This is a genomic window from Streptomyces sp. NPDC090499 (genome assembly GCF_044769305.1).
Classification (GTDB): domain Bacteria; phylum Actinomycetota; class Actinomycetes; order Streptomycetales; family Streptomycetaceae; genus Streptomyces.
Map to the genome: position 1 here is coordinate 95,005 of NZ_JBIVXP010000006.1, position 23,613 is coordinate 118,617.

The following is a 23,613-nucleotide window of genomic DNA, read 5'->3' on the forward strand; positions in this document are numbered from 1 at the left end:
TTCCTGCTCGACCCGCGTTTTTGCCTCCCGCATACGTACTTCTGCCGGAGGTGTGTCAGTTGCGAATGCCTGGTGTGGGAGGACGGGCCGGGTGCGGCCACAGGAGGGGGGACGGGGTGGAGGCGGACGAACTGCTGGTGCTCGTCGCCGCTGGCGACCAGAAGGCGTTCGAGGACCTCTACGGACTGGTGTCCGGGCCGGTGTTCGGTCTCGTGCGCCGGGTGGTCCGCGACCCCGCCCAGTCGGAGGAGGTGTCCCAGGAGGTGCTCCTCGAACTCTGGCGCTCCGCCGCCAGGTTCGACCCCGGCCGGGGCAGCGCCCTGTCCTGGATCCTGACCCTCGCCCACCGCCGCGCCGTCGACCGGGTGCGCAGCGCCCGTGCGGCCGGTGAACGCGAACAGCGCGAGGCGCTGCGGGCCGGCGAACCCGCCTTCGACCAGGTCGCCGAGACGGTGGAGGCAGGCCTGGAGCGCGAGTGGGTGCGCCGCTGCCTGGACCGCCTCACCGCCCTGCAGCGTCAGTCTGTCACCCTCGCCTACTACGACGGTTACACCTACCGTGAGGTCGCCGAGCGGCTCAAGCTGCCGCTGGGCACGGTCAAGACACGGATGCGCGACGGACTCACCCGGCTGCGCGACTGCCTGGGAGGTGTGGCGTGAGCCTGGTCGGCCGCCTGCTGCACCGCGAGGACCTGCACTCGCTGGCCGCGCCCTACGCCCTGGACGCCCTGGAGCCCGGCGAGCGGCGCCGCTTCGAGAAGCACCTGAAGGACTGCGACCGGTGTGCCGACGAGGTCCGGGAGCTGACCGAGGACGCGGTACGGCTCGCCTTCTCGGCCGCGGCCCCGCCGCCGCTGGCGATGCGTGGCCGGGTGCTGGCCGCCGTCCGCGCCACCCCGCAGGAGCCGGCCCCCGGCCGGGAACGCGTGCCCAACCTGCCGCCGCACGTCTGGGGCGCACAGCCCCCGCCGCCGCGCCGCCGTCCGCGCCCCCTGTTCGTGCCGTTCGCCACCGCCACCGCGGCCGCCGCGCTGGTCGTCGCCTCGCTGTTCGCGGTGCAGGCCGACCGGACGCAGAACCGGCTCGATGCCGAGCGGGCCCAGTCGCGTGAGATCGCCCACGTTCTGGCCGCGACCGACGCCCGCGCGACCACCTACAAGGACGCGCAGGGCCGAAGTATCGGAGCGGTGGCCTCCGTATCGGAGGGGCAGGCCGTCGTCACGCTCAGCGGATACGGCAGCCCGTCCAACGGCCGCGTGCACCAGCTCTGGCTCATGCGCCCCCGTGTGCAACCGCGCTCCCTCGGGCTCTTCGAGGGCGACACGCCCCTGGTCGCCACGGGTCTGAGCAGATCGGCGACGTCACTCGCCGTGACCGTCGAGCCTGCCGGGGGCTCAGCGCAGCCCACCAGCCAGCCAGTTGTCCAACTCGCCCTGAAATCGGTTGGATTCGGAGAGTAGTCAAAGTCTGGTTCAAGAGGGGTCGTCAACACCCTTGCGGGGAAGGTGAATCCTGTGACCGCGATACACGAGTGCCCCTTCGGGGCGATAGGGTTACCCTGCCCGGGCCGGGTGGACTCGTACGGGTGGGGAGTGACATGGATCAGATAACACGCAGCAGGGCGAGGGTTCCTGCGATCACCTGCGGGAGCGGTGCGACCAGTTCGCGCCTCGACCGCCATCTGTCGGTGCTGGCGGGTCCCGCCATACCGCAGCAGCAGGCGGTCGAGGCGACGTCGCTGATGCGTGAGCTGACCTCGCGTGAACCCGCGCAGCGCAGCGACCGGGGTGCGCGGGTCAGTCGCGTCTCCCTCTTCGCGCCACTGCGGCGGCTGCGCCGTTCGCTGTTCGGCGGTAACAAGCACTGACCGTCTGACCGTCAGGCCCGCGCCCAGGCCGCCACGCCGTCCCGGCGCAGCGCTGCGATCTCCGCGTCCGTCATCCCCACGGCACGCAGCAGCGCCCCGGTGTGCTGGCCGAGCGCGGGCACATCCCCCATCCGCGCCTCGTCCCCGCCCGGCAGCGTGATGGGCGGCAGCAACGCCCGCAGCGGCCCGACCGGCGATCCCACTTCCCGCCACCGGTCCCGGGCCGCCAACTGCGGGTGCCCGGCCAGCTCGGACAGGTCCCGCAGCCGCGCGCACGCGATACCCGCGGCCTCCAGCCGTGCCAGCGCTTCGTCGCAGCCGAGCGCCGCCAGTGCCGTCCCGACCAGGTCATCGATCCGCGCCCGGTTCGCCACCCGCGCCGCGTTCGTCGCGAACGCCGGATCCGCACCCAACTCCGGGCGCTCGATCACCTGTTCTGCCAGCCGCCGCCACTCCCGGTCGTTCTGCACCGACAGCAGCACCCGCCCGCCGTCCGCAGTCGGGTAGGCGTCGTACGGCGCGATCACGGCGTGCGCCAGACCGGTGCGCTCGGGCGGTGTCCCGCCGTGGATGGTGTGGTGCAGCGGATGCCCCAGCCACTCGGCCAGCGCCTCCAGCATCGACACCTCCACCGGCCCGCCCCGCCCGGTGGTCCCGCGCCGCACCAGCGCCGCGAGGACGCCCGAGAAGGCGTACATGCCCGCCGCGATGTCCGCGGCCGGGATCCCCGCCTTCACGGGCTGCTCAGGCGTCCCGGTGACCGACACCAGGCCCGCCTCGCACTGCACGAGCATGTCGTACGCGCGTTTGCCGGCGTACGGCCCCGACGCCCCGTACCCGGAGACGTCCACGGCGACCAGTCGGGGGTGCGCGGCGCACAGCGTGGCCGCGTCGAGCCCGAGCCGGGACGCGGCACCGTGGGCCAGGTTCTGCACGAAGACGTCCGCGTCCGCGACGAGCCGCCTGACGACGTCCAGGCCGCGCGGGTCCTTCAGATCCAGTGCGATGGACTCCTTGCCCCGGTTGCACCACACGAAGTGCGAGGCGAGACCGCGGGCGGCGGTGTCGTAGCCGCGGGCGAAGTCCCCGCCGTCGGTGCGTTCGACCTTGATGACGCGCGCGCCGAGGTCCGCGAGCTGACGGGTGGCGAAGGGGGCGGCGACGGCCTGCTCGACGGCGACGACGGTGATGCCCTCCAGGGGCAGCGGGAGACGGTCCATGCACTGGATCATGTCCCGTGACCGGCGGGTTTGTCAGCAGCGCCCGTACCGGCGGACCGGCGAGGAGCTCGGTCACCCGGTCGTCCCGCGCGCTTCCTCCCCCAGCCTTCGGCCGGGGGTTCCCCAGCGCCCCTGAGTAACTCACAGCAGCGTCAGTTGACCCGCCGGGCCTTCTTCGGTGTGTTCCAGGATGGATGCCGGCTTGCGGGACGTCTGCGGGGGCGGGAGTACGCCCGCCGCAGTCAGGTCGGCCGCCGTGATCCGCGTCTTGATCTCCAGGGCGGTCTGCTGAGCGCGGACCTCCGCCAGCAGGGCCAGGACCGTGATCAGCTCCAGCAGCTCCGACGTCCATGACTGGGACCAGGCCGGCGGGGCGATCGCCGCCAGGGTTCCCGTCTCCGCCGTCTCCGCCGTGCGTGCCGCGAACCAGGCCTCCAGGACCCGTACCTCGCCCGTCCTGAAGTCCCACGCCTCCGGCGGGACCGGGGAGATACGGCCCTCGTCGAGGTGGAGGGTCTCCTCGTCCGGGTCGTAGAGGATCGTCAGGGGTCGGGCGGGGAGCGGGGCGCGGACGTAGGGGCGGCGGCCGCCGGGGAGTTTGGGGCGGTCGCCGTCGCGGCGCAGCAGCCACAGGGCCCGGTGGCCGAGTTCCACGCCCTGCGCCCAGAGGCCGGGGTCGTCGGTGAGCGGGACCGTGCGGTCCGGGCGGATCACGGTCAGGGCCCAGGCAAGGACGTCCGGCGGGGTGACTCTCCGGTCCAGCCGGTCGGCCAGGTACGCCGGCAGTCCCGGCGCCAGGTTCGGTTCCGCGCCGTCCGGGCGGCGGTACAGCGGGCGGATGCGGCCCGCGCGCAGGGTGGGGAGGTGGGAGGTCACCAGCAGGGGCATGCCCTCCGGCGACTCGATGGCGAAGACCTGCCGGCCGTCCGCCACCCGCCACAACTCGGGGCGGGCCGTGTCGATCAGCCGGTGGTCCGGGATCAGCCACTGTTCGTCGAACGGGGCGGCCAGGACACGGACCGGGGCCGGGCACGGGCCCGACGCGTCGGCGAGCGGTCCGGTGCCGCTGGGCTGGCCGGGGAGCTGGGCGACCGCGGAGTGGACCGTCCGGGCGCGCGTCGGCTCGAACAGGGTCTCGCGGTCGGGGCCCTCGGCCTTCAGCAGGGCGTCCCAGCGGGTCTTCAGGGTCGCCGGGTCGGGGGCCGTCGGCCACCCCCGGCCGAGCCGTAGTGGTGCGACGGACCACGGCATGAGGTCCGCCAGCAGCGGAGCGTCGTCGTGCGTCACGCCCGGCATCGTACGACGACTTCAGGTGGCGTCGAGGGTGACCGTGAAGGAGAAACGGTCGCCGCGGTAGTGGATGACCGCCAGGTCCAGGACCCGGCCGGCGGTGTCGTAGGTGACGCCCGTGTAGTGCAGGATCGGGCTGAGGAGCGGGACCTGGAGCAGCCGGGCGGTCTCCGGGTCGGCCAGCCGGGCCGCCACCGTGTCCGTGATCCGGCTGATGTCGGCGCCGACGACGTCCCGGAGCACCTTGGTCATCGGCTGCCGGGCCAGGTCCTCCGGGTCGATGCGCTCGGCCAGTTCGGGGCGGACGTGGTTGCGGGCGTGGTTGGTGGGCTCGCCGGTCTGCTCGTCGCTGCGGAGCCGGTGATAGGCCGCCACCTCGGCGAGATCCGGGAAGTACTCGCTGAGTTCGCCGGTGACGGGCACCGTGCCGTGCTCCAGCAGCTCCGCCGTCATCCCCGACTGCTGGGCCACGATCGCGTCCACCGAGCCGAGCAGCCGTACCGGGGTGCCGCGCCGGGCGTCCGGCTCGATGAAGGTGCCGCGGCGGCGGTGCCGGCTGATCAGGCCCTCGTCCTCCAGCTCCTTCAGCGCCTGCCGCATGGTCAGCACGCTCACGCCGTAGTGCTCCGCCAGCTGTTCCTCGGTGGGCAGCCGGAGCGGGTCCCGGGGCGAGCGGCCGAGTATCGAGGCGCGCAGCGACTGCGACACCTGGTACCAGAGCGGCAGCTTGCGGTTGAGGACGATCGAGTCCGGGGCGAAGGAGGTCACGGGCCATCCGTACCGGTGGGGGATCTTCAGTGCAAGGGGCGGAAGTGCCGTTCCAGGCCCCGCCACACGTCGTCGTAGCCCTGCTGGAGGTGTCCGGCGGTCGCTGCCTGCGAGGTGAGCGTCACCGGCCAGCGGGTCTCGAACATGAACGCCAGGCCGTCGTCCACCTTCTGGGGCTTCAGCTCCGCCGCGCTCGCCCGGTCGAACGTCTCCCGGTCCGGACCGTGCGCCGACATCATGTTGTGCAGCGACCCGCCGCCCGGCACGAACCCTTCCGCCTTCGCGTCGTAGGCGCCCTCGACCAGCCCCATGTACTCGCTCATCACGTTCCGGTGGAAGTACGGCGGCCGGAAGGTGTTCTCGCCCACCAGCCAGCGCGGTGCGAAGACCACGAAGTCGACACCGGCCAGGCCGGGGGTGTCGGACGGGGACGTCAGCACCGTGAAGATCGACGGGTCGGGGTGGTCGTAGGAGACGCTGCCGATCACATTGAAACGGCGGAGGTCGTAGATGTAGGGCACATGTGTGCCGTGCCAGGCGACCACGTCCAGTGGGGAGTGGTCATATGTGGCGGTCCACAGGTTGCCGCAGAACTTGTTGACCACCTCCACCGGGCCCTCGACGTCCTCGTAGGCGGCGACGGGGGCCAGGAAATCCCGGGCGTTGGCGAGGCCGTTGGCGCCGATCGGGCCGAGGTCGGGGAGACGGAACGGCGAGCCGTAGTTCTCGCACACATAACCCCGGGCCGCGGCGTCCAGCAGCTCCACACGGAAGCGGACCCCACGGGGGATCAGCGCCACATGTCCCGGCTCCACATGGAGCAGGCCGAACTCCGTGTGCAGCAGCAGTCCGCCGTGCTCCGGGACGATCAGCAGCTCGCCGTCCGCGTCGGAGAAGACCCGCGCCATGGAGGCGTCGGCGTGGTACAGGTGCACGGCCATGCCGGTGCGCTGGGTCGCGTCGCCGTTGCCGCCCAGGGTCCACAGGCCGGCCAGGAAGTCCGTGCCGGGCGCGGGCTCCGGCAGGGGGTTCCAGCGCAGCCGGTTCGGGTCCGGGGCGAGGTCCGTGAAGGGAGCGGTGCGCAGCCCGCCGTTGCCGGCGGCCCGGGTGAACGCCGGGTGGGCGGCCGAGGGGCGGATCCGGTACAGCCAGGAGCGGCGGTTGTGGGCCCGCGGCTCGGTGAAGGCCGTACCGCTGAGCTGCTCCGCGTACAGGCCGAGCGGGGCACGCTGCGGGGAGTTGCGGCCCTCGGGCAGGGCGCCCGGCACCGCCTCCGAGGAGTGCTCGTTGCCGTACCCGGAGAGGTACGCCAGCCCCTCGGCGGACTTCCGCGCCGCACCGCGGTCCCGCTCGAACGTGCTCGCGCGGGAGGTGCCCCCATCGCTCATGATCGCTCCCTGAACCTGCGTGCCATCGATTCCTATGTATCACCGTAGGATTGCGGGGAGGCGGGTGCAAGAGGGCCGGGATCATCCCGGCGGGGGATGGCGAGAACCCGACCTCAGGGGGATCCGGTCCGCGGCGTGCTGTTCTACGCTCCCGGGCATGTCGTGGACGCGTGGACTGCCGGGTGCGCTCGCGGTCTGCGTGCTGCTGCTGGTCGCTGCGGCGGGGTGCGGGACCGGAAAGGCCCACGGGCAGCGCGGGGCGGAGTCCCCCTCACCGGTGGGCAAGATCCTCGACGACACGGACGAGAGCGGTCGCCACTACCGCGAGCTGGACAAGAAGCAGGCGCCCGAGGTGGGCACGGTGGTCACCCCGGACGCGTCCGGCGGCTGGGACGTACGGCTCGACCTGCACCGCTTCCGGTTCTCCCGGGCGGGCGCCGCGGCGAAGGCGGTCGCCGGCCGCGGGCTCGCCTACCTCTTCGTGGACGGCGGCCTGGTGACCCGGCTGCGCACCCCCTCGTACCACCTGCCCGCCGGTTTCGTCCCGCACGGCACCCACCACGTCACCGCCCGGCTCTACGCGGACGACGGCACGGTCTGGGCCGTGCACGGCAAGCCGGTGGAGAGCACCGCGGACGTCACGGCGTCGGGCGCGGAGACGGCGTCACCGTCGGCGTCGGGGGCCGCGCCCGCCACCCCCTCGGCCACCGGCACCGGCACCGGCACCGGCACCGCCACCGGCACCGCCACCGGCAGCGGCAGCGGCACCGACAGTGGCAGCGGCCTCGGCGCGAGCAGCCCGGACGCCGGATGAGTGCATGGGCCATCCGTCCGCGTACTGGGGGGCGAGGTTCACCCGATCCCGGCGGAAAGGCATCATGAAGCCCGTGCCCCCAGCGACACCGCTTCGCAAAGCGCCCGTGCAGCGCCGCAGCGCCGAACGGCTGACCCGGATCCTCGACGCCTGTGCCGACCTCCTCGACGAGGTCGGCTACGACGAACTGAGCACCCGGGCCGTCGCGGTGCGCGCCGGAGTGCCCATCGGCTCGGTCTACCGCTTCTTCGGCAACAAGCGGCAGATGGCCGACGCCCTCGCCCAGCGCAACCTGGAGCATTACTCCGAGCGCGTCACCGAGCGGCTGAAGGACGCCCCGAAGGGGGACTGGCGGGCGGCGATGGACGCGGTGCTCGACGAGTACCTGGCCATGAAGCGCACCGCCCCCGGCTTCTCCCTCGTCGACTTCGGCAACCAGATCCCGGTCGGCGTCCGCGACGCGGAGCCGAACCACCGGGTGGCCGACCGGCTGACCGACCTGCTGGCGGCGTACATCGGCCGCGCCCCCGACGAGCCGCTGCGCCGCACCTTCCTGGTGGCGGTGGAGACGGCCGACGCCCTGGTCCACCTGTCCTTCCGGATGGCCCCGGAGGGCGACGAGAAGATCATCACGGAGACGCGGGAGCTGCTGCGGGCCTATCTGGCGCGCGTTCTGGACTGACGGCCCCGGGAAAACGCCCCGAACGGAGCGTCCCTTCAGGGGCGCTGGGGGTCCCCCGGCCGAAGGCTGGGGGAGGAACTGCGCGACCAGCCACGAAGGCCCCGCGCCCGAACGACGCCCCGCGCCCGAACGGCGCCCCGCGCCCGAACGGCGCCCCGCGCCCGAACGGCGCCCCGCGCCCGAACGGCGCCCCGCGCCCGAACGGCGCCCCGCGCCCGAACGGCGACCCGCGCCCGAACGGCGCCCCGCGCCCGAACGGCGACCCGCGCCCGAACGGCGACCCGCGCCCGAACGGCGACCCGCGCCCGAACGGCGACCCGCGCCCGAACGGCGACCCGCGCCCGAACGACGCCCCGCGGTAGCCGGGCCCATCCGACCGCACCCGAATCACCGGCAGGACTCCCCTCCCCACATACCGCCCGGTATGCTCACCGCGCAAGGCGCCGCCGCCCCCCTGGGAGGAATCATGCCCCGCACCGCCCTCCGTATCTGCCCCCTGTGCGAGGCCACCTGCGGCCTGACCCTCACCATCGAGGGCACCCGCGTCACCGGAGCCCGCGGTGACCGCGAGGACGTCTTCAGCAACGGGTTCATCTGCCCGAAGGGTGCCTCCTTCGGCGCCGTCGACGCCGACCCCGACCGGCTGCGCACCCCCCTCGTCCGCAGGGACGGCGAACTGCGCGAGGCCACCTGGACGGAGGCCTTCGACGCGGTCGCCGCCGGGGTGCGGGGCGTCGTCGAGCGCCACGGCCCGGACTCCGTCGGCATCGTCCTCGGCAACCCCAACGTCCACACTGTGGCCGGCGGCCTCTACCCGCAGGTCCTCGTCGGCGCCCTCGGCACCCGCAGCGTCTTCACCGCGTCCACGGTCGACCAGATGCCCAAGCACGTCTCCAGCGGACTGCTCTTCGGCGACGCCAACGCGATACCGGTGCCCGACCTCGACCACACCGACCACCTGCTCCTCATCGGCGCCAACCCCCTGGAGTCCAACGGCAGTCTGTGCACCGCCCCCGACTTCCCCGGCAAGCTCAAGGCGCTCAAGGCCCGCGGCGGCACCCTCACCGTCATCGACCCGCGCCGCACCCGCACCGCCAGGCTCGCCGACCGGCACATCGCCATCCGGCCCGGCACCGACGCCCTGTTGCTCGCCGCGATGGCCCAAGTCCTCTTCGAGGAGGGCCTGGTGGACCTCGGCCACCTCGCCCCGCACACCGAAGGGCTCGACGGACTCCGCGCCGGGATCGGCGACTTCACCCCGGACGCGGTCGCCCACGCCACCGACGTCGACGCCGGCACGATCCGCGTCCTCGCCCGCGAACTCGCCGCCGCCCCCACCGCCGCCGTATACGGCCGGATCGGCAGCTGCACCGTCCCGCACGGCACCCTCGCCAGCTGGCTCGTCGACGTCCTGAACGTCCTCACCGGCAACCTGGACCGGCCCGGCGGCGCGCTCTTCCCGCAGGCCGCCACCGACCGGACCCCGCGCCCGGCCGGACCCGGCCGCGGCTTCGCGCTCGGGCGCTGGCACTCCCGGGTCAGTCAACACCCCGAGGCGAAGGGCGAGTTGCCGCTCTCCGCGCTCGCCGAGGAGATCGACACCGCGACGGCCGAGGGCGAGCCGATCAGGGCGCTGATCGCCATCGCCACCAACCCCGTCCTCTCCGCCCCGGACGGCGACCGCCTCGACAAGGCCCTGGGCTCCCTCGACTTCATGGTCAGCGTCGACCCCTACCTCAACGAGACCGCCCGCCACGCCGACGTCGTACTGCCCCCGCCGCCGCCCTCGCAGAGCCCGCACCACGACTTCGCCTTCAACACCCTCGCCGTACGCAACCAGGTCCGCTACTCGCGCCCCGCGGTCCCGCTGGAGCCCGGCAGGATGGCCGAGACCGAGATCCTGGCCCGGCTGATCCTGGCAGCCGGCGGCATGCACGGCGCCGAACCGTCCGCGGTGGACGACATGGTCATCGGCCAGACCCTCGGCAAGGCGGTCAGGGAACCCCACTCGCCCGTGCACGGCCGGGACCCGCAGGAACTCGCCGGGCTGCTCACCGGGGACACCGGCCCCGAACGCCGGCTCGACCTCATGCTCCGCCTCGGCCCCTACGGCGACGGCTTCGGCGTCCGGCCCGACGGCCTCACCCTGGAGCAGCTGCTCGCCCACCCGCACGGCATCGACCTCGGGCCCCTCACCTCCCGCCTCCCGCAGCCGCTGAAGACCAGGAGCGGCAGGATCGAGCTGCTGCCCCGGCCGATCGCCGACGATCTGCCCCGGCTGCGCGCGGCCCTCGACACCAGCCCCGCGGCCCTCGTCCTCGTCGGCCGCCGCCACCTGCGCTCCAACAACAGCTGGATGCACAACGTGCCCGCCCTCACCGGCGGCTCCAACCGCTGCACCCTGCACATCCACCCCGAGGACGCCGCACGGCTCGGCGTGCGCGACGGCGCCGACGTCCGCGTCAAGGGCGCCGGCGGCGAGGTGGTCACCTCCGCCGAGGTCACCGACGGCGTCCGCCCCGGAGTCGTCAGCCTCCCGCACGGCTGGGGCCACGACCGCCCCGGCACCCGCCTCAGCCACGCCGCCACCGCCCCCGGCGTCAACGTCAACCAGCTCCTCGACGGCAGCCTGCTCGACCCGCTGTCCGGCAACGCCGTCCTCAACGGCATCCCCATCGAAGTGACCGCCGAAGTGACCGCCGAAGTGACCGCCTAGGTGATCGCAACCCCGTGACCAGGACTTTCGCGCTTATTGCTCGCGCGTCAACGTCTTGTTAACGACGTTTGACGCGACCTAACGTCGTCCGCACCGCCGGCCCTGGTGGGAGTTCAAGGGCGAACGTTAGGTGATCCACTCATGCTGACCATCCTCGGCTTCGCCATGATCGCGACCTTCCTGGTCCTGATCATGCTGAAGAAGATGTCGCCGATCGCGGCGCTCGTGCTGATCCCCGCGCTGTTCTGCGCGGCCGTCGGCAAGGGCGCCCACCTCGGTGACTACGTCATCGACGGCGTCACCAGCCTCGCGCCCACCGCGGCGATGCTCATGTTCGCCATCGTCTACTTCGGGGTGATGATCGACGTCGGCCTCTTCGACCCCGTCGTCAGGGGAATCCTGCGGTTCTGCAAGGCCGACCCGCTGCGGATCGTCGTCGGCACGGCCGTACTCGCCGCGATCGTCTCGCTCGACGGCGACGGCTCCACCACCTTCATGATCACGGTCTCGGCGATGTACCCGCTGTACAAGCGCCTGAAGATGAGCCTGGTCGTGATGACCGGTGTCGCGGCGATGGCCAACGGCGTGATGAACACCCTGCCCTGGGGCGGCCCCACCGCCCGCGCCGCCACCGCGCTCAAGCTCGACGCGAGCGACGTCTTCGTACCGATGATCCCCGCGCTCGCCACGGGCCTGCTGTTCGTCTTCGCCCTCGCCTACGTCCTCGGCCGCCGCGAGCGCAACCGGCTCGGCGCGCTGACCCTGGACGAGGTGCTGGTCGAGGAGCCGGAGACGGTTCTCGTGGGCGCGGGCAAGGCCAGGGTCCCGTCCCGCACCGGCGGTGCGGGCTCCGGCACCGGGGGCGCGGACCTCCCCGACGAGCCCGAGGACGACGCTCTCCAGGGCCTCGACCCGTACCGCGAGACGCTGCGGCCCGGACTCTACTGGTTCAACGCGCTGCTCACGGTCGCCCTGCTCACCGCCATGATCATGGAGTGGCTGCCGATCCCGGTGCTGTTCCTGCTCGGCGCGGCCCTGGCCCTGACCGTCAACTACCCCCGGATGCCCGCCCAGCGGGCCCGGATCGCCGCGCACGCCGAGAACGTCCTCAACGTCTCCGGCATGGTCTTCGCCGCCGCCGTCTTCACCGGTGTCCTCCAGGGCACCGGCATGGTCGACCACATGGCCGACTGGCTCGTCGGCAACATCCCCGACGGCCTGGGCCCGCACATGGCCCTCGTCACCGGCGTGCTGAGCATCCCGCTCACGTACTTCATGTCGAACGACGGCTTCTACTTCGGCATCCTCCCGGTGCTCGCCGAGGCCGGCCAGGCGCACGGCGTCCCCGCGGTGGAGATCGCCCGCGCCTCGATCGTCGGCCAGCCGCTGCACATGTCCAGCCCGCTGGTGCCCGCCGTCTACGTCCTGGTCGGCATGGCCAAGGTCGAGTTCGGCGACCACACGCGGTTCGTCGTGAAGTGGGCTGCGCTGACGTCGGCGGTGGTGCTCGGGGCGGGGGTCCTGTTCGGGACCGTGTGACATGGCACACGCGGTGCTATGTCACACAGCACTGCAGGGGAGTATGTGACATACCACTGGGAGGTTTCACCATGGCGCCCGGCAGGAACCGCCGCTGGCTGCTCCGTCTCGTCATCGCCTTCGGCTTCGCGCAGGGCGCCGTGTCCATGGCCCGCCCCGCCGTCTCCTACCGGGCGCTCGCCCTCGGCGCCGACGAACGGGCCGTCGGTGTCCTCGCGGGGGTCTACGCCCTGCTCCCGCTCTTCGCCGCCGTACCGCTGGGCCGCCGTACCGACCACGGCCGTTGCGCGCCCCTGCTGCCCGTCGGCGTCGTCCTGATATCCGGCGGCTGCGCGCTCAGCGGCATGGCCGGCTCCCTCTGGGCGATGGCCCTGTGGAGCGGGGTGATGGGCCTCGGCCACCTGTGCTTCGTGATCGGCGCGCAGTCGCTGGTGGCCCGTCAGTCGGCGGCGCACGAACAGGACCGGAACTTCGGCCACTTCACCATCGGTGCGTCGCTGGGCCAGCTGGTCGGGCCGATCGCGGCGGGTGCGGTCATCGGCGGGCCGGACATGGCGGGCACGAGCGCGTCCGCGCTGGTGGCGGCGGGCGCGGGGGCGGCGGTCGCGTTCACGTCGCTGTGGCGCATCGAGGACCGTACGGCGGTCAAGTCCCGTGCGGCGCAGCGGGACCGGGTGCCGGTGGGCCGCATCCTGGGCGCCCGGGGGGTTCCCGCCGGCATGCTGATCAGCCTCTCGGTGCTGTCCGCGACCGACATCCTGACCGCCTACCTTCCCGTGGTCGGCGAGCACCGCGACATCTCCCCGGCCGTGATCGGTGTGCTGCTCAGTGTGCGGGCGGGGGCGACGATCGCCTGCCGGCTCGTCCTCACGCCGCTGCTGCGGCTGCTCGGGCGGCCGCTGCTGCTGACGGTGACCTGTTTCCTGGCGGCGGTGCTGTGCGCGGGGATCGCGGTCCCGGTGCCGGTGTGGGCGCTGGCCCTGATGCTCGCCGTACTCGGTTTCTGCCTGGGGGTCGGGCAGCCGCTGTCGATGACGACGGTCGTGCAGGCCGCACCCGAGGGCGCCCGCTCCACGGCGCTCGCTCTGCGGCTGACCGGCAACCGGCTGGGCCAGGTGGCCGCGCCGGCCGGGGCGGGGCTGCTGGCGGGGGTGGCCGGGGTGGCCGCGCCGTTCGTGATGCTGGGCGCGCTGCTGCTGGTGTCGGCGGGGGTGGCGGTGCGCTCGCCGGGGGCTGCGGGAGGGGGCCAGGGCGCCGGTCGGGTGCCGTCGGCGCGGCGCAAGGGACCGGCGTTGCGCCGCACGAGCGATATCTGACGGCGCGTCGGACGTGGGTCCCGCGGGTCGTGGCGTGCATGAGTGACAGTCCAGACGAAAGGCCGATTTGTATGAAAATCATCTAACTCGGAGGAGCTTGCATGGTCACGCTCACACATCCGCGCACCGCCGGTTCCCGTGCGGGCGCCACCGTCATCCTCACCGCCCTCGCCGCGGCGGGAGCATCCTGGGTGGCGGCGCCGAACGCGGCGGCCGTGGGGGAGAACGGCGACATCAGGCTCCACCGTGTGGGCGTGCCCTTCGGCGTCTCGAAGGACGACCCGCTGGTCTGCAAGTTCTACCTCGACGCCGTCAACTTCGACATCCTTCGCGCGATCGACTACACCATCACGCCGCAGCCCCCGCTGCCCACCGCCGCCAGCGTCACCGGCACCATCCAGCTCGCCGGGGGCGCCGGTCACACCGACCCGCTGGGGCTGGCCGACGGGCAGTACCGGCTCACGTGGATCGTGAACGGCGCGAGCAAGGAGAAGATCTTCCGGGTCAACTGCCACGACGGCAGGCAGGACGGTCCGCAGGACCAGAACGGCCAGAACGGCCAGAACGGTCCGAACGGCCCGAACGACCAGAACGGTCCGAACGGCGGCCCGAACGGCCCGAACGACCAGGGCGGCCAGGACGGTCCGAACGGGCAGATCCAGGACAACCAGCGGAGCGACTCGTCCTGGGGACAGGGCGGTGACCACGACGGCCCGCAGGGCGGTGTGCACGCGGGCGGCGGCGGCATCGCCGACACGACGGCCGCGTTCTCGCCCGTGGCCGCCGCCACGGCCGTCACCCTGGTCGCGGCCAGCGGCGTGGTGTACGTCAGGCTGATCCGCCGTCGGCCCCATGGCGCCGCGTAGGCGCAGACGCAGGCCCTGGTACCGGACCCGCGCCTACCGCCTCGCCAGGACGGCCCTGCTGGCGATCCTCCTGGTGACAGTGGTCCGGTGGTGGGGGCACGACGGGTCGGCCGCGCCGGACGGGTCGGACGCCCTGGCGGCGGCCGGTCCGGGCGCGGCCGGGCCCCCGCCCCGCCCGCTGCCCCGGTCCCGGCCGACGTCGATGCGCATCCCGTTCCTGGGCGTCGACGCGCCGGTCGTCGGGGTCCGGCTCGACCGGGGCCGGCAGCTGGAGACACCGCCGGTCGACGACCCGAAGCTGATCGGCTGGTTCCAGGGCGGCGCCACGCCGGGCGAGTCCGGCCTCGCGATCGCCGTCGGCCACCGCGACACCAGGACGGGACCCGCCGTCTTCGCGGCGCTCGCCCAGGTCAAGCCCGGCAAGCGGATCGAGGCCGGGCGCGCGGACGGCCGTACCGCCGTGTACACCGTGGACCGGGTGAAGGTCTACGACAAGACCGGCTTCCCCGACGAGGAGGTGTACGGCCCGACCCGGCGCCCCGAACTCCGCGTGATCACCTGCGGTGGCCTCTTCAGCCGGCGGACCGGCTACACCAGCAACGTGGTGGTCTTCGCCCACCTGACCGCGACCAAGTGACCGGGCGGGGCGCCGCGGTTCGACCTGGACGAGTGAACTCCGGCCGGAAGCGCGGACCTGGGAGGGGCGGTCCCTCTAGGAAGGGGGCATGCACACTCATTACCTCCGCAACCGGTCGGCCCTCGCGGTGGCCGGGATCCTGCTCGCCGGCGCTCCGGCCGCGTACACGGCGCTGGCCGCCGGCCACCCCTCCGCCGTACCGGCGCATGGCAAGCCGTACATCGAGACCCGGCTGCTCTTCGGCACCGCCCGCCCGGACGGCGGACCGGCCGTCACCGACCGGCAGTTCACGGCCTTCGTCGACAAGGAGGTCACCCCGGACTTCCCCGACGGGCTCACCGTGCAGAGCGGGCGCGGGCAGTGGCGGGACGTGCGCGGGACGATCGAGAAGGAGCGGTCGTACGTGCTGGTCCTGCTGTATCCGGAGACGGTGGCGAAGAGCAGCGACCGGAAGATCGAGGAGATCCGGCGGGCCTACGAGAAGGCCTTCGCGCAGGAGAGCGTGGGCAGGGTGGACGAGCACGCACAGGTCGACTTCTGATGGTTCCGAAGTGGGTCCCGGGGCACGTCTGGCGCACTAAAACTATCGTCGCTAGTTTGTGACTCGGACGACGCAGCCCCGCCGGGAGGAAGCAGCATGAAGGCACATGACGGCCTGTACATCGACGGCGCCTGGCGCGCCGCCGAGAGCCGGGACGTGATCGAGGTCGTGAACCCGGTCGACGAGCAGGTCGTCGGCCGGGTCCCGGCGGGCGGTGCGCTGGACGTCGACACCGCCGTGCGCGCCGCCCGTGCCGCCCTCCCGGTCTGGGCCGCCACCCCGCCCGCCGAGCGGGCGGCCCGGCTCGGCGCGCTGCGCGACGCCCTCGCGGCCCGGAAGGACGAGATCGCCGAGACGGTCACCGCCGAACTGGGCGCACCGCTGCAGTTCTCCCAGGCGGTCCACGTGGGCATGCCGATCGCCGTCGCGGGTTCGTACGCCGAACTGGCGGCCACCCACCCCTTCGAGGAGAAGGTCGGCAACTCGACCGTCTACCAGGAGCCGGTCGGCGTGGTCGGTGCGATCACGCCCTGGAACTACCCGCTGCACCAGATCGTCGCCAAGGTCGCCCCGGCGCTCGCCGCGGGCTGCTCGGTCGTGCTGAAGCCCGCCGAGAACACCCCGCTCACCGCCCAGCTGTTCGCCGAGGCGGTGCACGAAGCCGGCTTCCCGGCAGGCGTGTTCAACCTGGTCACCGGCCTCGGTCCGGTCGCCGGGCAGGCCCTCGCCGAGCACCCGGGCGTCGACCTGGTCTCCTTCACCGGCTCCACGGCGGTCGGCAGGCAGATCGGCGCGGTGGCCGGGGCCGCCGTCAAGAAGGTCGCCCTCGAACTGGGCGGAAAGTCCGCGAACGTCATCCTCCCGAGCGCCGACCTCGCCAGGGCCGTCAACGTCGGCGTGGCCAACGTGATGTCCAACTCCGGCCAGACGTGCAGCGCCTGGACCCGGATGCTGGTGCACACCGACCGGTACGAGGAGGCGGTGGAGCTGGCGGCCGCGGCGGCCGCCAAGTACGGCGACCGGATCGGCCCGGTCGTCAGCGCCGGGCAGCAGGCCCGGGTGCGGGGCTACATCGAGAAGGGTGTCGCGGAGGGCGCCCGGCTGGTCGCCGGCGGTCCCGAATCCCCGCACGAGCGGGGCTACTTCGTCAGCCCGACCGTCTTCGCCGACGTCACCCCCGAGATGACGGTCGCGCAGGAGGAGATCTTCGGCCCGGTCCTGTCGATCCTGCGCTACACCGACGAGGACGACGCCCTGCGCATCGCCAACGGCACGGTCTACGGGCTCGCCGGCGCCGTCTGGGCCGGGGACGAGGCGGCGGCGGTGGCCTTCGCCCGGCGGATGGACACCGGTCAGGTCGACATCAACGGCGGGCGCTTCAACCCCCTTGCCCCGTTCGGCGGTTACAAGCAGTCGGGCGTCGGCCGCGAGCTGGGCGCGCACGGTCTCGCCGAGTACCTCCAGACCAAGTCCCTGCAGTTCTGAGGAGGTTCCTGCGATGACTTTCACGGTCCGAGCCGCCGTACTGCCCGCCGTGGGCGCCCCGCTGTCGGTCACCGGGATCGAACTCCCGGACCCCGGCCCGGGACAGGTCCGGGTCCGGCTCGCCGCCGCCGGCGTCTGCCACTCCGACCTCTCCCTCTCCGACGGCACCATGCGGGTACCGGTCCCGGCGGTCCTCGGCCACGAGGGCGCGGGCACGGTGGTGGCCGTCGGCGAGGGCGTCACCCGTCTGGCACCCGGCGACCCGGTCGTCCTCAACTGGGCGCCCTCCTGCGGCAGCTGTCCGGCCTGCGCGCTCGGCGAGGTCTGGCTCTGCGCCAACGCACTGAACGGCTCCGCCGACGTCCACGCCCGTACGGCGGACGGCACCGACCTGCACCCCGGCCTGAACGTGGCGGCCTTCGCCGAGGAGACCGTGGTCGCCGAGGCCTGCGTCCTCCCGCTCCCCGCCGGCGTCCCGCTCACCGACGCGGCCCTCCTCGGCTGCGCGGTCCTCACCGGCTACGGGGCCGTCCACCACTCGGCACGCGTCCGAGAGGGCGAGACGGTGGCGGTCTTCGGCGTCGGCGGGGTGGGCCTCGCCACCGTCCAGGCGGCCCGGATCGCGGGCGCCTCCCGGATCGTCGCGGTGGACGTCTCGCAGGAGAAGGAGGGGCTGGCACGGGCGGCGGGCGCCACGGACTACGTGGTCGCCTCCGACACCACGCCCCGCGCGATCCGCGCTCTCACCGGCAAGCAGGGCGTCGACGTCGCCGTGGAGTGCGCCGGCCGCGCGGTCAGCATCCGCGCGGCCTGGGAGTCCACCCGCCGGGGCGGCCGTACGACGGTGGTCGGCATCGGCGCCAAGACCGAACAGGTCACCTTCAACGCCCTGGAGCTCTTCCACTGGGGCCGCACCCTCTCCGGCTGCGTCTACGGCAACTCGGACCCGGCCCGCGACCTGCCGCTGCTCGCCGAACACGTCCGGGCGGGCCGCCTGGACCTGTCCGCGCTGGTGACGGAGCGGATCGCACTGGAGGACATCCCGGTCGCCTTCGAGAACATGCTGGCGGGCAAGGGCGGCCGGGCACTGGTGGTGTTCTGAGCCGTCGTGCTCCGGGCGGTGCCGTCACGCAGGCTTCCGGGTCTCCTCGGGCCGGGGCTCCTGCGCGGCGGCCACCACCCGGGAGGCCCGCGCCCGCGACCGGGACACCGCGACACCGGCCAGGCACAGCACCCCGCCCGCGAGCGTCAGCACACCGGGCACCTCCCCGAGCGCCAGCCACGACATCAGAACGACCAGTGCGGGCACCGCGTACGTGGTCGCGCCCATCCGGCTGGCCGTCGTACGGGCGAGCGCGTACGCCCACGTGGTGAAGGCCAGGGCGAGCGGGAACACGCCCAGGTACAGCATGTTGAGGGTCGCGGAGAGCGGGGCACCGGCCACCTCGCCGACGAGCTGCCCGGAGAACGGCAGGCACAGGACGGCGCCGATCAGGCACCCGAACGTCGTCACCTGGAGCGCGCTCGCATGTCCGAGCGCCGGCTTCTGCGCGACCACGCCGCCGGCGTACGCGACGGCCGCCAGCAGGCACAGCACCACGCCGAGCACCGAGGAACCGCCCTCGCCCGACATCGACAGGCCGACGGTCACCGCGCCCGCGAACGACACGGCCATTCCCGCGAGCAGCCGCGGCGGCATCGGGTCGCCGAGCAGCCGGGCGCCGAGCAGGGCGATCAGGATCGGGCCGATGTTCACGACGAGGGCGGCGGTGCCGGCGTCCACCTGCTGCTCGCCCCAGTTCAGCACGACGCTGTAGAAGCCGAACCAGAGCAGCCCGGAGATCGCGATCCCGCGCCAGGCGGACCGGGGCGGCAGCCCTTCGCGCCGTACGACGCACAGGAGCCCGAGCACGAGCGACCCGGAGAGCAGCCGGCCCAGGGCGAGCGCGCCGGGGGAGTAGGAGCCGCCCGCACTGCGGATCGACACGAAGGCCGACGCCCAGAGCACGACGGTGACGGCGGCTGCGGCGACGGGGAGGAGGCGGTGGTCGGGCTTCGTCATGTGGTCGAGGGTAAGGAGAGGAGGTGGACCGGGGCTGGCGGATTTCGGACGGGTGGGTGGAGGAGGCACCAGGCCGGCCGGCCGAACCGCGCCCTACGCCGTTCCCTTCACCTGTGCGAACTGTTCGCTCAACCCGTCCAGCAACGCCCGCAACCCCGTCTCGAACGCCCGCTCGTCGATCTTCTCCTGGCGTTCCGAGAGGAGATGCGCCTGCCCCAGATGCGGATAGTCGGCCGGATCGTACGCGCTCGCGTCGTCCACGAACCCCCCGGCGAACGACCCCAGCGCCGACCCCATGATGAAGTACCGCATCAGCGCGCCGATCGACGTCGCCTGCGCCGCCGGCCACCCCGCGCCCACCATCGCGCCGTAGACCACGTCGGCGAGCCGCAGCCCGGCCGGGCGGCGGCCGGGGCCCCGGGCCAGCACCGGGACGATGTTCGGGTGGTCGCGGAGCGCCGCCCGGTACGACACCGCCCAGTCGTGCAGCGCGGTCCGCCAGTCCCGCCCGGCCCCCTGCCCGAGGTCCTCGAACATCGACAGGTCGACCTGTGCGCTGACCGAGTCCGCGACCGCCTCCAGGATCTCGTCCTTGGTGCGGAAGTGGTTGTAGAGCGAGGGTCCGCTCACCCCCAGCTCGGCCGCGAGCCGGCGGGTGGAGACGGCCGCCAGACCCTCCGCGTCCACGAGTTCCCGGGCCGCCCGGACGATCCGGTCGGTGCTGAGGAGGGGCTTGCGCGGTCGGGCCATGGCGCACATAGTAGGGCCGAGGAAAGAAACTAGCAGTGCTAATTTAAAGGGTGGTCGCATGGTGAACCTGGGACTCGGCGAGGAGCAGACCGCCGTACGGCAGCTCGCCCGGGACTTCGTCGACCGCGAGATCGCCCCGAACGTGATCGCCTGGGACCGCGCCGAGGAGGTCGACCGGGGGATCGTGAAGAAGCTCGGCGAGGTCGGCTTCCTGGGCCTGACCGTCGACGAGGAGTACGGCGGCTCGGGCGGCGACCATCTCGCGTACTGCCTGGTGACGGAGGAGCTGGGCCGCGGGGACTCCTCGGTCCGCGGGATCGTCTCCGTATCCCTCGGGCTGGTCGCCAAGACCGTCGCCGCCTGGGGTGACGAGGAGCAGAAGCGGCGCTGGCTGCCGGGGCTCACCTCCGGCTCGTACGTCGGCTGCTTCGGCCTCACCGAACCCGGCACCGGCTCCGACGCGGGCAACCTCACCACCCGCGCCGTTCGCGACGGCGACGACTACGTCGTCAACGGCACCAAGATGTTCATCACCAACGGCACCTGGGCCGACGTCGTCCTCCTCTTCGCCCGCTCCACCGACGCCCCCGGCCACAAGGGCGTCTCCGCCTTCCTGGTGCCGGCCGACGCCCCCGGCCTCACCCGGCGCCCCCTGCACGGCAAGCTCGGCCTGCGCGGCCAGGCCACCGCCGAGCTCGTCCTGGAGGACGTCCGGGTCCCCGCCGCCGCGATGCTCGGCCCCGAGGGCAAGGGCTTCTCGGTCGCCATGTCGGCGCTCGCCAAGGGGCGGATGTCGGTCGCCGCCGGCTGCGTCGGGATAGCGCAGGCCGCGCTGGACGCGGCCGTCCGGTACGCGGGGGAGCGCGAGCAGTTCGGCACGCCCATCGCCGGGCACCAGCTCGTCCAGGAACTCATCAGCGACATCGCCGTCGACGTGGACGCGGCCCGCCTGCTGACCTGGCGGGTCGCCGATCTGATCGACCGCGGGCTGCCGTTCGCCACCGAGTCCTCCAAGGCCAAGCTCTTCGCCTCCGAGGCCGCCGTGCGCGCCGCCAACAACGCCCTCCAGGTCTTCGGCGGCTACGGCTACATCGACGAGTACCCGGCGGGCAAACTCCTGCGCGACGCCCGCGTGATGACCCTCTACGAGGGCACCAGCCAGATCCAGAAGCTGCTCATCGGGCGGGCGCTGACGGGCGTCTCGGCGTTCTGAGTACGCCCCTGAGTATCCGGACGGATGTGGCGCGGGCCACCTCCGGCGATGCTCTGACCATGAGTGACACACCGGTCAGACACCAGAACACGGCCGCCTTCTACGGCCAGGCCGTCGCCTCCTTCGCCCTCGCCGTCACGGCCACCGCCATCGGCATCTTCCGGCTGCACGCGGACGCCTGGGTGCGCGGCTTCCTCGGCATCGCCGTGCTCTACCTCGTCACCTCCGCCTTCACGCTCGCGAAGGTCGTCCGCGACCGCCAGGAGGCCGGGCAGATCGTCAGCCGCGTCGACCAGGCCAGGCTGGAGAAGCTGCTCGCCGAACACGACCCCTTCGAGAAGCTCTGAGGGAAGCTCCGGGCCCGCCGCGGCCCGGGTAAAGCTCTGAGCGGGCACACTAAGCGCTCGCTCAGCCGGGGCGGTATGGTGGAGCTCCGGTACCGAGAGGGGCGAGCGAGCGATGAGTACGGCAGAGGAGACGACCGGCGGCGAGGTCGAGCCGTGGGAAGAGGTCACCCCTGACGCAGCCCGGCGCCTGCTGGTCGCCGCCGTGGAGGCCTTCGCCGAGCGCGGCTACCACGCCACCACCACCCGCGACATCGCGGGCCGGGCCGGCATGAGCCCCGCCGCGCTCTACATCCACTACAAGACCAAGGAAGAGCTGCTCCACCGGATCAGCCGCATCGGTCACGACAGGGTCCTGGAGATCCTCCAGGCGGCCGCCCGGCGCGAGGGCACGGCCACCGAGCGGCTCGCCGACGCCGTCAGCTCCTTCGTCCGCTGGCACGCCGGGCGGCGCACCACCGCCCGGGTCGTGCAGTACGAACTCGACGCCCTCGGCCCCGGCTCCCGCGCCGAGATCCTCGACCTGCGCCGCCAGGTGGACGCCGAGGTGCGCGGGATCATCCAGGAGGGTGTCGCGACCGGCGAGTTCGACGTGATCGACGTGCACGGCACCACCCTCGCGGTGCTGTCGCTCTGCGTCGACGTCGCCCGCTGGTTCAACGTGGACGGTCCCCGGACCCCCGAGGAGGTCGGCGCGCTCTACGCCGACCTCGTGCTGCGGATGGTCGGGGCCAGGTAGCGGCCCGACGTCCTCAGAGGTAGTACCGGGACACCGACTCCGCGACGCAGACCGGCTTGTCGCCGCCCTCGCGCTCCACGCTGAAGGCGACCGTCACCTGCACGCCGCCCGTGACGTCCTCGACCCCGGTGATCTTCGCGGTGGCGCGCACCCGGGAGCCGACCGGGACTGGGGCGGGGAAGCGGACCTTGTTGGTGCCGTAGTTCACGCCCATCTTCACGCCCTCGACCGCGATCAGCTGGGGGCCGAAGAGCGGGAGCAGCGACAGGGTCAGATAGCCGTGCGCGATCGTCGTGCCGAACGGTCCTGCGGCCGCCTTCTCCGGGTCGACGTGGATCCACTGGTGGTCGCCGGTCGCGTCCGCGAACAGGTCGATCCGCTTCTGGTCGACCTCCAGCCAGTCGGTCCAGCCCAGTTGCTCGCCCACGGCCGCCTTCAGCTCGTCGGGGGAGGTGAAGATCCTCGGTTCTGCCATGTCGCCGGCCCTCTCGCACTCACGGATCACGCGTGCATTGTCTAAGCAACTGCTTAGCATGGTCGGGTATGCGTCCCCTGTCAACGGACCGCGGCCCGTACCCGGTGGGTAGGCTCTGCGGGGTGCCGCAGATTCCCGAGAAGATCCACGAGCTGACCGTGGGCCAGTTGTCCGCACGCAGCGGCGCCGCCGTCTCCGCGCTGCACTTCTACGAGTCCAAGGGGCTCATCAGCAGTCGGCGGACCTCCGGCAACCAGCGCCGCTACACCCGCGACACCCTGCGCCGGGTGGCCTTCGTCCGGGCGGCACAGCGCGTCGGCATCCCCCTCGGCACGATCCGCGAGGCCCTCTCGGAACTCCCCGAGGAACGCACGCCGACCCGCGCGGACTGGGCCCGCCTCTCGGCGGCCTGGCGTGCGGAACTGGACGAGCGCATCAGGCAGCTCAACCGCCTGCGGGATCACCTGACCGACTGCATCGGCTGCGGCTGCCTGTCGCTGGACACGTGCGTGCTGTCCAACCCGGACGACGCGTTCGGCGAACGGCGGGCGGGCTCGCGGCTGCTGCCGGAGCGGGTGGAGCGGGTGGAGCGGGTGGAGCGGGTGGAGCGGGTGGAGCGGACGGAGCGGACGGAGCGCGGGCGGTAGGGGCGACGCTCCGGCTCACCGGCCGTACTGGACCCGGTGGAGCGGACGGAGCGGGCGGAGCGCGGGCGGTAGGGGCGACGCTCCGGCTCACCGGCCGTACTGGAGCCGGTGGAGCGGACGGAGCGGGTGGAGCGGGTGGAGCGCGGGCGGTAGGGGCGGCGCTCCGGCTCACCGGCCGTACTGGAGCCGGTGGAGCGGACGGAGCGGGTGGAGCGGGTGGAGCGCGGGCGGTAGGGGCGGCGCTCCGGCTCACCG

At 72.9% G+C, this 23,613-nt stretch carries 24 protein-coding genes; 17 read left to right on the forward strand and 7 right to left on the reverse strand.

Annotated features, from left to right (window positions below; all coding sequences use genetic code 11):
• Window positions 1-116 precede the first annotated feature (116 nt).
• From ACIQVL_RS23195 to ACIQVL_RS23205, 3 genes are all read left to right on the forward strand, one after another.
• A complete protein-coding gene (locus ACIQVL_RS23195; RefSeq protein ID WP_403429212.1) occupies window positions 117-659 on the forward strand; it encodes a sigma-70 family RNA polymerase sigma factor in 543 nt (180 codons plus the stop codon).
• Window positions 656-1,459, forward strand: a complete 804-nt coding sequence (locus ACIQVL_RS23200) for an anti-sigma factor domain-containing protein (protein WP_403429214.1) — start codon at window positions 656-658, stop codon at window positions 1,457-1,459. Before ACIQVL_RS23195 ends, ACIQVL_RS23200 begins: the two co-directional genes overlap by 4 nt.
• A 137-nt stretch (window positions 1,460-1,596) precedes the next feature.
• Complete coding sequence (locus tag ACIQVL_RS23205) at window positions 1,597-1,866, forward strand: hypothetical protein (RefSeq protein WP_403429215.1); 270 nt, start codon at window positions 1,597-1,599, stop codon at window positions 1,864-1,866.
• An 11-nt stretch (window positions 1,867-1,877) separates the two neighbouring features.
• Here the strand turns inward: ACIQVL_RS23205 and ACIQVL_RS23210 are convergent, their stop codons facing one another.
• The 4 genes from ACIQVL_RS23210 to hmgA form a co-directional block, all read right to left on the reverse strand.
• The gene (locus ACIQVL_RS23210) at window positions 1,878-3,086 is read right to left on the reverse strand and encodes a CaiB/BaiF CoA transferase family protein (protein ID WP_403476251.1); all 1,209 of its coding nucleotides are present in this window, start codon (window positions 3,084-3,086) and stop codon (window positions 1,878-1,880) included.
• Between the two features lie 141 nt (window positions 3,087-3,227).
• Window positions 3,228-4,382 (reverse strand): type ISP restriction/modification enzyme, encoded by a 1,155-nt coding sequence (locus ACIQVL_RS23215; RefSeq protein WP_403476252.1) that lies wholly within the window; start codon window positions 4,380-4,382, stop codon window positions 3,228-3,230.
• Between the two features lie 12 nt (window positions 4,383-4,394).
• Window positions 4,395-5,144, reverse strand: a complete 750-nt coding sequence (locus tag ACIQVL_RS23220) for a GntR family transcriptional regulator (protein ID WP_403429219.1) — start codon at window positions 5,142-5,144, stop codon at window positions 4,395-4,397.
• Between the two features lie 26 nt (window positions 5,145-5,170).
• Window positions 5,171-6,532: a homogentisate 1,2-dioxygenase gene (hmgA, locus tag ACIQVL_RS23225; protein ID WP_403476253.1), complete on the reverse strand. Its 1,362-nt coding sequence runs from the start codon at window positions 6,530-6,532 to the stop codon at window positions 5,171-5,173.
• 157 nt (window positions 6,533-6,689) lie between these two features.
• On the opposite strand from hmgA, the gene ACIQVL_RS23230 reads away from it, so the two are divergent.
• The 10 genes from ACIQVL_RS23230 to ACIQVL_RS23275 all read left to right on the forward strand — a co-directional run bounded on the left by ACIQVL_RS23230 (window position 6,690) and on the right by ACIQVL_RS23275 (window position 18,230).
• Window positions 6,690-7,346, forward strand: coding sequence for a hypothetical protein (locus ACIQVL_RS23230; protein WP_403476254.1), 657 nt, complete (start codon window positions 6,690-6,692; stop codon window positions 7,344-7,346).
• A gap of 64 nt (window positions 7,347-7,410) precedes the next feature.
• Window positions 7,411-8,028: a TetR family transcriptional regulator gene (locus tag ACIQVL_RS23235; RefSeq protein WP_403429224.1), complete on the forward strand. Its 618-nt coding sequence runs from the start codon at window positions 7,411-7,413 to the stop codon at window positions 8,026-8,028.
• A 466-nt stretch (window positions 8,029-8,494) separates the two neighbouring features.
• Window positions 8,495-10,744 carry a molybdopterin oxidoreductase family protein gene (locus ACIQVL_RS23240; RefSeq protein WP_403476255.1) on the forward strand — a complete coding sequence of 750 codons (2,250 nt, stop codon included), beginning with the start codon at window positions 8,495-8,497 and terminating at the stop codon, window positions 10,742-10,744.
• Between the two features lie 141 nt (window positions 10,745-10,885).
• Window positions 10,886-12,283 carry a CitMHS family transporter gene (locus ACIQVL_RS23245; protein WP_403476256.1) on the forward strand — a complete coding sequence of 466 codons (1,398 nt, stop codon included), beginning with the start codon at window positions 10,886-10,888 and terminating at the stop codon, window positions 12,281-12,283.
• Window positions 12,284-12,354: 71 nt separating this feature from the next.
• The gene (locus ACIQVL_RS23250) at window positions 12,355-13,599 is read left to right on the forward strand and encodes an MFS transporter (protein WP_403476257.1); all 1,245 of its coding nucleotides are present in this window, start codon (window positions 12,355-12,357) and stop codon (window positions 13,597-13,599) included.
• Between the two features lie 101 nt (window positions 13,600-13,700).
• Window positions 13,701-14,465: a hypothetical protein gene (locus ACIQVL_RS23255; protein ID WP_403476258.1), complete on the forward strand. Its 765-nt coding sequence runs from the start codon at window positions 13,701-13,703 to the stop codon at window positions 14,463-14,465.
• A complete protein-coding gene (locus ACIQVL_RS23260) occupies window positions 14,452-15,102 on the forward strand; it encodes a class F sortase (RefSeq protein ID WP_403429233.1) in 651 nt (216 codons plus the stop codon). Before ACIQVL_RS23255 ends, ACIQVL_RS23260 begins: the two co-directional genes overlap by 14 nt.
• Window positions 15,103-15,190: 88 nt before the next feature.
• Window positions 15,191-15,643 (forward strand): DUF3574 domain-containing protein, encoded by a 453-nt coding sequence (locus ACIQVL_RS23265; RefSeq protein WP_403476259.1) that lies wholly within the window; start codon window positions 15,191-15,193, stop codon window positions 15,641-15,643.
• 96 nt (window positions 15,644-15,739) lie between these two features.
• A complete protein-coding gene (locus ACIQVL_RS23270) occupies window positions 15,740-17,128 on the forward strand; it encodes an aldehyde dehydrogenase family protein (protein ID WP_403429236.1) in 1,389 nt (462 codons plus the stop codon).
• Window positions 17,129-17,141: 13 nt separating this feature from the next.
• A complete protein-coding gene (locus ACIQVL_RS23275; protein ID WP_403429238.1) occupies window positions 17,142-18,230 on the forward strand; it encodes a Zn-dependent alcohol dehydrogenase in 1,089 nt (362 codons plus the stop codon).
• Between the two features lie 24 nt (window positions 18,231-18,254).
• On the opposite strand, the gene ACIQVL_RS23280 is transcribed toward ACIQVL_RS23275, so the two are convergent.
• Both ACIQVL_RS23280 and ACIQVL_RS23285 read right to left on the reverse strand, forming a co-directional pair.
• The gene (locus ACIQVL_RS23280; protein ID WP_403429240.1) at window positions 18,255-19,190 is read right to left on the reverse strand and encodes a DMT family transporter; all 936 of its coding nucleotides are present in this window, start codon (window positions 19,188-19,190) and stop codon (window positions 18,255-18,257) included.
• Between the two features lie 93 nt (window positions 19,191-19,283).
• A complete protein-coding gene (locus ACIQVL_RS23285) occupies window positions 19,284-19,940 on the reverse strand; it encodes a TetR/AcrR family transcriptional regulator (RefSeq protein ID WP_403429242.1) in 657 nt (218 codons plus the stop codon).
• A gap of 61 nt (window positions 19,941-20,001) precedes the next feature.
• Here ACIQVL_RS23285 and ACIQVL_RS23290 point away from each other — a divergent pair, with 61 nt between their 5' ends.
• From ACIQVL_RS23290 to ACIQVL_RS23300, 3 genes are all read left to right on the forward strand, one after another.
• Entirely contained in the window at window positions 20,002-21,153 is a 1,152-nt protein-coding gene (locus ACIQVL_RS23290; protein ID WP_403476399.1) for an acyl-CoA dehydrogenase family protein, read from the forward strand.
• A gap of 59 nt (window positions 21,154-21,212) precedes the next feature.
• Window positions 21,213-21,500 (forward strand): YiaA/YiaB family inner membrane protein, encoded by a 288-nt coding sequence (locus tag ACIQVL_RS23295; protein ID WP_403429243.1) that lies wholly within the window; start codon window positions 21,213-21,215, stop codon window positions 21,498-21,500.
• A gap of 112 nt (window positions 21,501-21,612) precedes the next feature.
• The gene (locus tag ACIQVL_RS23300) at window positions 21,613-22,236 is read left to right on the forward strand and encodes a TetR/AcrR family transcriptional regulator (protein WP_403429245.1); all 624 of its coding nucleotides are present in this window, start codon (window positions 21,613-21,615) and stop codon (window positions 22,234-22,236) included.
• A 13-nt stretch (window positions 22,237-22,249) separates the two neighbouring features.
• Here the strand turns inward: ACIQVL_RS23300 and ACIQVL_RS23305 are convergent, their stop codons facing one another.
• Window positions 22,250-22,711, reverse strand: coding sequence for a MaoC family dehydratase (locus ACIQVL_RS23305; RefSeq protein WP_403429247.1), 462 nt, complete (start codon window positions 22,709-22,711; stop codon window positions 22,250-22,252).
• 122 nt (window positions 22,712-22,833) lie between these two features.
• On the opposite strand from ACIQVL_RS23305, the gene soxR reads away from it, so the two are divergent.
• The gene (gene soxR / locus ACIQVL_RS23310; protein WP_403476260.1) at window positions 22,834-23,358 is read left to right on the forward strand and encodes a redox-sensitive transcriptional activator SoxR; all 525 of its coding nucleotides are present in this window, start codon (window positions 22,834-22,836) and stop codon (window positions 23,356-23,358) included.
• Window positions 23,359-23,613: the final 255 nt, after the last annotated feature.

Coding starts and splice junctions, on each gene's coding strand:
- ACIQVL_RS23215 (WP_403476252.1), bottom strand. CDS start 4,382: ATGCCGGGCGTGACGCACGACGACGCTCCGCTGCTGGCGGACCTCATG.
- ACIQVL_RS23305 (WP_403429247.1), bottom strand. CDS start 22,711: ATGGCAGAACCGAGGATCTTCACCTCCCCCGACGAGCTGAAGGCGGCC.
- ACIQVL_RS23240 (WP_403476255.1), top strand. CDS start 8,495: ATGCCCCGCACCGCCCTCCGTATCTGCCCCCTGTGCGAGGCCACCTGC.
- ACIQVL_RS23260 (WP_403429233.1), top strand. CDS start 14,452: ATGGCGCCGCGTAGGCGCAGACGCAGGCCCTGGTACCGGACCCGCGCC.
- ACIQVL_RS23245 (WP_403476256.1), top strand. CDS start 10,886: ATGCTGACCATCCTCGGCTTCGCCATGATCGCGACCTTCCTGGTCCTG.
- ACIQVL_RS23255 (WP_403476258.1), top strand. CDS start 13,701: ATGGTCACGCTCACACATCCGCGCACCGCCGGTTCCCGTGCGGGCGCC.
- hmgA (WP_403476253.1), bottom strand. CDS start 6,532: ATGAGCGATGGGGGCACCTCCCGCGCGAGCACGTTCGAGCGGGACCGC.
- ACIQVL_RS23280 (WP_403429240.1), bottom strand. CDS start 19,190: ATGACGAAGCCCGACCACCGCCTCCTCCCCGTCGCCGCAGCCGCCGTC.
- ACIQVL_RS23270 (WP_403429236.1), top strand. CDS start 15,740: ATGAAGGCACATGACGGCCTGTACATCGACGGCGCCTGGCGCGCCGCC.
- ACIQVL_RS23300 (WP_403429245.1), top strand. CDS start 21,613: ATGAGTACGGCAGAGGAGACGACCGGCGGCGAGGTCGAGCCGTGGGAA.
- ACIQVL_RS23230 (WP_403476254.1), top strand. CDS start 6,690: ATGTCGTGGACGCGTGGACTGCCGGGTGCGCTCGCGGTCTGCGTGCTG.
- ACIQVL_RS23210 (WP_403476251.1), bottom strand. CDS start 3,086: ATGGACCGTCTCCCGCTGCCCCTGGAGGGCATCACCGTCGTCGCCGTC.
- ACIQVL_RS23275 (WP_403429238.1), top strand. CDS start 17,142: ATGACTTTCACGGTCCGAGCCGCCGTACTGCCCGCCGTGGGCGCCCCG.
- ACIQVL_RS23250 (WP_403476257.1), top strand. CDS start 12,355: ATGGCGCCCGGCAGGAACCGCCGCTGGCTGCTCCGTCTCGTCATCGCC.
- ACIQVL_RS23265 (WP_403476259.1), top strand. CDS start 15,191: ATGCACACTCATTACCTCCGCAACCGGTCGGCCCTCGCGGTGGCCGGG.
- ACIQVL_RS23295 (WP_403429243.1), top strand. CDS start 21,213: ATGAGTGACACACCGGTCAGACACCAGAACACGGCCGCCTTCTACGGC.
- ACIQVL_RS23205 (WP_403429215.1), top strand. CDS start 1,597: ATGGATCAGATAACACGCAGCAGGGCGAGGGTTCCTGCGATCACCTGC.
- ACIQVL_RS23285 (WP_403429242.1), bottom strand. CDS start 19,940: ATGGCCCGACCGCGCAAGCCCCTCCTCAGCACCGACCGGATCGTCCGG.
- ACIQVL_RS23235 (WP_403429224.1), top strand. CDS start 7,411: ATGAAGCCCGTGCCCCCAGCGACACCGCTTCGCAAAGCGCCCGTGCAG.